At 67.4% G+C, this 7,211-nt stretch carries 9 protein-coding genes; 8 read left to right on the forward strand and 1 reads right to left on the reverse strand.

Annotated elements, in window-relative coordinates; all coding sequences use genetic code 11:
• The 5 genes from VN856_RS07430 to VN856_RS07450 all read left to right on the forward strand — a co-directional run.
• On the forward strand, positions 1 to 170 hold a 170-nt coding region (locus VN856_RS07430), incomplete at its 5' end, for an uL13 family ribosomal protein (RefSeq protein WP_325687641.1).
• Positions 167 to 667, forward strand: coding sequence for a 30S ribosomal protein S9 (gene rpsI, locus VN856_RS07435; protein ID WP_325687625.1), 501 nt, complete (start codon positions 167 to 169; stop codon positions 665 to 667). The genes VN856_RS07430 and rpsI, both read left to right, overlap by 4 nt.
• A gap of 99 nt (positions 668 to 766) precedes the next feature.
• Positions 767 to 2,104, forward strand: a complete 1,338-nt coding sequence (gene glmM, locus VN856_RS07440; RefSeq protein ID WP_325687627.1) for a phosphoglucosamine mutase — start codon at positions 767 to 769, stop codon at positions 2,102 to 2,104.
• A 37-nt stretch (positions 2,105 to 2,141) separates the two neighbouring features.
• Complete coding sequence (locus VN856_RS07445; protein WP_325687629.1) at positions 2,142 to 2,444, forward strand: type VII secretion target; 303 nt, start codon at positions 2,142 to 2,144, stop codon at positions 2,442 to 2,444.
• 2 nt (positions 2,445 to 2,446) lie between these two features.
• On the forward strand, positions 2,447 to 3,829 hold the full coding sequence (locus VN856_RS07450) for a hypothetical protein (RefSeq protein ID WP_325687631.1): 1,383 nt from the start codon (positions 2,447 to 2,449) through the stop codon (positions 3,827 to 3,829).
• 9 nt (positions 3,830 to 3,838) lie between these two features.
• Here VN856_RS07450 and VN856_RS07455 read toward each other — a convergent pair whose 3' ends face one another.
• Positions 3,839 to 4,681: a hypothetical protein gene (locus VN856_RS07455; RefSeq protein WP_325687633.1), complete on the reverse strand. Its 843-nt coding sequence runs from the start codon at positions 4,679 to 4,681 to the stop codon at positions 3,839 to 3,841.
• Between the two features lie 153 nt (positions 4,682 to 4,834).
• Here VN856_RS07455 and VN856_RS07460 point away from each other — a divergent pair, with 153 nt between their 5' ends.
• The 3 genes from VN856_RS07460 to glmS all read left to right on the forward strand — a co-directional run.
• The gene (locus VN856_RS07460; RefSeq protein ID WP_414686897.1) at positions 4,835 to 5,080 is read left to right on the forward strand and encodes a hypothetical protein; all 246 of its coding nucleotides are present in this window, start codon (positions 4,835 to 4,837) and stop codon (positions 5,078 to 5,080) included.
• A 214-nt stretch (positions 5,081 to 5,294) separates the two neighbouring features.
• Complete coding sequence (locus VN856_RS07465; RefSeq protein WP_325687637.1) at positions 5,295 to 5,651, forward strand: hypothetical protein; 357 nt, start codon at positions 5,295 to 5,297, stop codon at positions 5,649 to 5,651.
• A 151-nt stretch (positions 5,652 to 5,802) separates the two neighbouring features.
• The coding region (gene glmS / locus VN856_RS07470) for a glutamine--fructose-6-phosphate transaminase (isomerizing) (protein WP_325687639.1) at positions 5,803 to 7,211 on the forward strand (1,409 nt) is incomplete at its 3' end.

Genomic DNA, 7,211 nt, shown 5'->3' on the forward strand with positions numbered 1-7,211 from the left:
TGCTGGACAAGCACCCCGATCGGGTCGTCGAGAAGGCGATCGTCGGCATGATCCCCAAGAACAAGCTCGGCCGCCAGATCAAGCGCAAGCTGCACGTCTACGCCGGTCCGCAGCATCCGCACGCTGCTCAGCAGCCGACTCCGTACGAGATCAAGCAGGTGGCCCAATGACAGAGACCGCAGGAACCGAGACCGAGACCGAGGTCGTGGTCGAAGAAACCGTCGAGACCGCTGAGCCCGCCGCGGCCGCAGCGCCGGCCCCGCGCGAGGACATCGTCATCGAGCGTCCGATCCAGACCGTCGGCCGCCGCAAGGAAGCCGTCGTGCGGGTCCGTCTGGTGCCCGGCAGCGGCAAGTTCGACCTGGACGGCCGCTCCCTGGAAGCCTACTTCCCGAACAAGGTGCACCAGCAGCTGATCAAGGCGCCGCTGGTCACCGTCGATCGGGCCGAGAGCTTCGACATCTTCGCCCACCTGGACGGCGGCGGCCCCTCCGGCCAGGCCGGCGCGCTGCGCCTGGCGATCTCGCGGGCATTGATCCTGGTCCAGCCCGAGGACCGGCCGGCGCTGAAGAAGGCCGGCTTCCTGACGCGTGACCCGCGTGCCACCGAGCGCAAGAAGTACGGCCTGAAGAAGGCCCGTAAGGCGCCTCAGTACAGCAAGCGCTGATCCAGGCGGCGATCACGGCCGCGTACCGGTTGGGTGGCACTCCGGCCAATCCCCATGTCGTGTGTGTGCGCGGTCACCAACTGTGAGAGGTTTGTCCGCATGGGTCGACTATTCGGCACTGACGGCGTCCGCGGGGTCGCCAATCGCGAGCTCACCGCCGAGCTCGCGTTGGCCCTCGGCGCCGCGGCCGCACGGCGGCTGACCAGGTCGAACAGCGGACGGCGGCCCGTCGCGGTGATCGGCCGCGACCCCCGCGCAAGCGGCGAGATGCTGGAAGCCGCCGTAATCGCGGGCCTGACCAGTGAGGGCGTCGACGCGCTGCGGGCCGGTGTGCTGCCGACCCCGGCCGTGGCCTACCTGACCCACGCCTACGACGCCGACTTCGGCGTGATGATCTCCGCGTCGCACAACCCGATGCCCGACAACGGCATCAAGATCTTCGGTCCCGGCGGGCACAAGCTCGACGACGCGACCGAAGACCAGATCGAGGATCTGGTCGCAACCGGCCCGGGTCTGCGTCCGGTCGGCGCGGAACTCGGCCGGGTGATCGACGCCGAGGATGCGCTGGACCGCTATCTCCGGCAGGTCGGCAAGGCCGGCACTGTCCAACTCAACGGGCTGACCGTGGTGGTCGACTGCGCGCACGGCGCCGCCTCGGCGGCCGCACCGCGTGCCTACCGCGCCGCCGGTGCGCGCGTCATCGCTATCAACGCCGAACCCAACGGCCTCAACATCAACGACCGCTGCGGCTCGACGCATCTGGACGTGCTGCGCGCAGCCGTCCTGCACCACGGCGCCGACCTCGGCCTGGCCCACGACGGCGATGCCGACCGGTGCCTGGCTGTCGATGCCGCCGGTGAGATCGTCGACGGCGACGCGATCATGGTGATCCTCGCGCTGGCGATGCAGGAGTCCGGCGAGCTGGCCGGTAACACGCTGGTCGCCACCGTGATGAGCAATCTCGGGCTGCACCTGGCGATGCGGGCCGCCGGAGTCGAGGTTCGCACCACCAGCGTCGGCGACCGGTATGTGTTGGAAGAGCTGCGATCTGGTCCGTTCAGCCTCGGCGGCGAGCAGTCCGGACACATCGTCTTGCCCACGTTGTCCACCACCGGTGACGGCATTCTGACCGGTCTGCGGCTGATGTCGCGAGTGGCCCAGACCGGCGAATCGCTGGCCAGCCTTGCCTCGGCGATGCACACCATGCCGCAGGTGCTGATCAACGTCGGGGTTGCCGACAAGGTCGCTGCCGTTGCCGCGCCGTCGGTACGCGACGCCGTTCAGCAGGCCGAAGACGAACTGGGCGACACCGGTCGAATTCTGTTGCGCCCCTCCGGAACCGAACAGATGATCCGGGTCATGGTGGAAGCCGACGACGAGCACGTCGCTCACCGCCTTGCCGCCCACGTCGCCGACATGGTGCGCGCCACACACTAGGCGGAACCGTCCGGCGACGCGTCGCGTCGAACCCGGTATGGCACAACGAGACGCATTCGTCGACGCTGCGGCGGTGCACGCTGTTGCGGACCGATTCGACGACGCAGCACATCTCATCGACGGCGCGGTGCGCACCCAGTTCGGCAGGTTGGCCTTCGACGGCACCACGTCCGGGCGCGCATACATCGGTCAGGGTGATGCACTGCGGTTTGCGCTGCATCGGCGCGCTGGTGAGCTCATGCAGTGGGCGCGGGCCAGTATGGAGGTCGGGGCTGCCTTGCGGGCCAGTGCTATTCGCTACGCCGACGCCGACCAACTAGCCGCCGCACGGATCGGCTGACCATGGCCGACCGGTTCGATGTCAGCGCGCGGCTGGCCGAGGGCAGGCCCGCGGTCGAGCACACCCAGACCTATGTCGACGCATGCCACCAGCTCGGCTATCAGCAGCCCGACCTCACCGCGCACACGTCACAGGTTTGGGACTGGTACGACGCCGAAGTCGGTCTTGACCTGCGGATACTCGACGACGACACCGGCGCGCTTCGTGCCGCGGTCAACGCGATCGAGGAGGCGCTGTGGGTACAGCGCACACAGGTCACCGAGCTCGCGATTGCGTGGCGGGGTTCGGGCGCGGACACCGCGACGCGGTTTCTCCAGCGCCACTGCGACGTCGCTGCCGAGGTGGCCGCACATGTCAGCGCTGCCGCTGAGCGCTATGCCGCCCTGCGTGACGACGTGTGGAAGTCGGTCGACGGCAAGGTCGCAAACGCGGTCGCTATCGATGAGCGCCGAGCAGCGGAACGGTCGTCCTGGCTGGCCGCTTGCCACTCCGTGACGGCGGGGACGGGGGACCGGTCGACGGCCGAAGAGGTAATTCGTCGGCAGGTTAAACGCTATGTGGACAACGACATTCGCAACGACTGGATCGCCGCGATGGGCGCTGGCTCGGCGTCGGTGGCGGCGTCCTACGACGAGGCTATCCACGCGTTGGCATCGACGTCCGAAGTGCGTTTCGATATTCCGGGCGACTTCGGCCCGAGTTGGCAACCGGCCTTCGAGCAGCGCCCAGCCCCCGAGGCGACACCGACGACGTCCCTGCCGGCCGAGCCGGCGCCAACCGTGCCCGCCGCAGCGCCGGCGGTTCGGCCACCGGCAACTCCGGAGCCGCAGACACTTTCGACCGACGGGATCGACGATGCGGCAACGATGCCGGCCGATTTAGCGGCGCCGCTTGGCGATCCCAGCGGGCTGTCCACCGGTGCAGGCAATCTCGGCGGGCCTGGCGGGGTCGCGGGCGGCATTGGTGGTGTCGTCGGAAGCATCGTCGACAGTATCGGCAGCATTCTCGGCTCATTGGCCGGCGGGCTCGGCGATGGCTCCGGGTCTGGCCCTTCCCTGGCCGATGAGGCGTTGAACGATGACGCGCTGACCGATGACCCCCTGGACCCGGACGACGACGACACGCAGGATGACGCAGACAGCGACGATAAGGCTGAGCCGGTGAGCGTCGACGACGTCGAAGCAGCCGAACAGCCAGTCGATCCGGTCACCGAAAATGCACCGACGACAAGCGATTCTGTGGCCGAACCGGTTGGGCAGCCACTTGATCCGCAGCCACCGGCTGGGCCGCCGGATGATCAGCCCGCACCGGCTGCCGCGCAGCCAACCGATGAATCGACACCGTGTGAGATCGCCGAGGATGAACTACCTCAAGCAGGGCAGTGACGCCAACGCTCAGCCCTTGAGTAGCGCGACGAACTTCTCTTCGGGGCTTAGGGGCGCGGCCTCGTCTCCCAACGGGAGGGTCCTGGGAAGTTGCACGTCGGGGTCGGCGAAGTCGCTATATGTCTTGTCGCCGGTCAGCGCATAAAGCAGGTAGCCGGTCAGCAGCGCGCGGGTCGTCTTCTGCGTCTTGCGATCTGGAGCCCCCAAGCCCAACGCCGTGGTCAACCGACGGCCCTCGGCCAGCCCGGTGGGCTGTGCTTTGGCGACGATACGCAGCGTCGCGGTGTCCCAGGCTTGCCAGAGTTCGATGGCGTTGGAGCGCAATGCTTTTGCAGATCCTGGCGCGCTGAACACCACACCCGGTACGTTGAGCGTCGAGGCCGGCTGCTCGGCCGGCGGGTTGGTCATCGCGGGGTAGAGGGCGACGACGGCTTGGGGCTTGGCCTTCATCCCGGCGGCGGCGAATACCGCTGCCGAGGCGCCGAAGCCGTGACCGATCACGCCGAGTTTGCCGGGATGCACGCTGATTTGGCCGGGCCCGAGTCGGACTCCGGCGGCGATATCGAGCGCGGTGCCCAAGTCGAAGGCCAGGTTCAACACCGACGGCGCCACCCCGCGCTCGGTGTCGGGTGCCGCCGCGACGATGCCCCACGACGCCAGGTGCTCGAGCAGCCCGGTATAGCGCGCGACCCCGGTGAGCCAGTCGTGGCCGAACGCCACGCCGGGCAAGTTGAAACCGGAATCGGGCGTGTAAACCGCGCCGGGTAATCCCGCGAAGGCCAAGTCGCCGCGCAACACTCGGTGCGGCCCACGTCGCGCAAGGGCGCCGACGAGCTTGCGGGTCTTTGCCACCCGTTGACGGTATCGCACGTCAGCATCGGCCCGATTGCCTTGCCTTACTGGCGCGCCAGCCGATATCAAGCTGATTGACAGCAAGTAGCCAGCTAAAACGCCGAGAAGGCCGGTTTCGCCGGTCCGACGAAGTGGTACGACGGTGCCATGAAGATGAAACGAATCGCAGCTGCCACCGCCATCACCGCGGGCTTGGGTCTTGCCGGTATCGGCACCGCGAGCCTGGCCGAAGCCCAGCCGAGCGCCCCGTTGCCCGATTACCACTGGTGTCCGGGGCAGTTCTGGGACCCGGGCTGGGGTCACAACTGGGACGGGGGCCGCTGCCACGACGACTTCTACTTCGACGGTGAACCGCACGACCAGGGCCACTGGCACGGCTATGGCCCGTGGCATCCGTGAGCCAGCCAACGATCCGGTAAGTGCAGCCGTCCCACTTTGGGGCGGCTGCCCTACTTGGTGGATCGTTCGCAGACCAGGCCGCTTACGCCACCGTCAACGCCCGGTTGCGCTCAGTATTGAATCCCATTAAATACCAATGTTATTCACAGCAACTCATAACAAATTTTGCGGGCTAAAGGTTTAGCTGCATAGTCCCGGGTGGTACCAAGAACGAGTGATAAACATCAAACGAATCGCAGCTGCGACTGCCATCGTCTCGGGTCTTGGACTTGCCGGCGTTGGCGCGGCGAGCGTCGCTGAGGCCCAGCCGATGGCCCCGTTCCCGGACTATCACTGGTGTCCGGGACAGTTCTGGGACCCGGGCTGGGGAGGCAACTGGGACTGGGGCCGCTGCCACGATGACGGCTACTTCGACGGTGAACCCCGCGACCAGGGCCACTGGCATGGTCAGGGCCCCTGGCAAGGCGGTCCCGGTTGGGATAACCGCGGCCCGGGTTGGGACAACCACGGCCCAGGCTGGGATAACCATGGCCCCGGCGGCCCCGGTTGGGCTGACCACCACGGCCGGTAGACCGGTAGTCGCCAGCCTCGAAAAAATCCATAAATAGCCGACCTCTTGCAGGTCAGCAGCGTGCAGCCGTCCCAGTTGGGGCGGCTGCACTGCCTTGTCGGGACCCTTGGTGGGCGCCTGGGACCCCGAGACTGCACTACCCTGGTGGGCTATGTGCGGAATCGTCGGCTACGTCGGGCATCAGCCTGCCCTTGGCGTTATTGTCGACGCGCTGCGCCGGATGGAGTACCGCGGCTACGACTCTTCGGGCGTAGCGCTGGTCGACGGAAACGGCAATCTGACAGTCCGTCGGCGCGCCGGCCGGTTGGACAACCTGGAGAGCGCGCTCGCCGAGACCGACCCCGCAGCCCTGGCCGGAAACACAGGCCTGGGGCACACACGCTGGGCCACGCATGGACGTCCCACCGACCGCAACGCTCACCCACACCGCGACGCGGCGGGCAAGATCGCCGTCGTCCACAACGGCATCATCGAGAACTACGCGACCCTGCGCCACGAGCTCGAAGCCGCCGGTGTCGAGTTTGCCAGCGACACCGACACCGAGGTCGCTGTCCACCTGGTCGCCCACGAGTACCACCACGGCGAGACGGCGGGCGATTTCACCGCTTCGGTGCTGGCCGTGCTGCGCCGCCTCGAGGGCCACTTCACCGTGGTGTTCGCCAACGCCGACGAGCCTGGGACCATCGTCGCCGCGCGCCGGTCCACGCCGTTGGTGGTCGGCATCGGCGACGGCGAAATGTTCGTCGGCTCCGACGTCGCCGCCTTCATCGGTCACACCCGCGACGCGGTCGAACTCGGTCAGGACCAGGCCGTCGCGATCACCGCCGACAGCTACCGGATCACCGATTTCCACGGCAACGAGGACGTCGAATACCGGGAGTTTCATATCGACTGGGATTTGGACGCCGCCGAAAAGGGTGGCTACGAGTACTTCATGCTCAAGGAGATCGCCGAGCAGCCGACGGCGGTCGCCGACACTCTGGTCGGGCACTTCGTGGACGGCCGCATCGTGCTGGACGAGCAACGGCTCTCCGATCAGGAACTGCGCGAGATCGACAAGGTTTTCGTCGTTGCCTGTGGCACCGCTTACCACTCCGGGCTGCTGGCCAAATACGCGATCGAGCACTGGACCCGGCTGCCCGTCGAGGTGGAGCTGGCCAGCGAGTTCCGCTACCGCGACCCGGTACTGGACCGCAGCACGCTGGTGGTTGCGATCTCGCAGTCGGGGGAGACCGCCGACACCCTGGAGGCCGTGCGGCACGCCAAGGAGCAGAAGGCCAAGGTCTTGGCGATCTGCAACACCAACGGCTCGCAGATCCCGCGGGAATGCGATGCGGTGCTCTACACCCGGGCCGGCCCGGAAATCGGTGTGGCGTCAACGAAGACGTTCCTGGCCCAGATCGCCGCGAACTACTTGGTCGGGCTCGCGCTCGCGCAGGCCCGCGGGACCAAGTACCCCGACGAAGTCGAACGCGAATTCCGCGACCTGGAGTCGATGCCCGATCTGGTGGCCCGCGTGATCGCCGAGGTCGCGCCGATTGCCGAGCTGGCCCACCGGTT

The sequence above is a fragment of the Mycobacterium sp. genome (assembly GCF_035603715.1).
In the GTDB taxonomy this organism is placed as follows: domain Bacteria; phylum Actinomycetota; class Actinomycetes; order Mycobacteriales; family Mycobacteriaceae; genus Mycobacterium.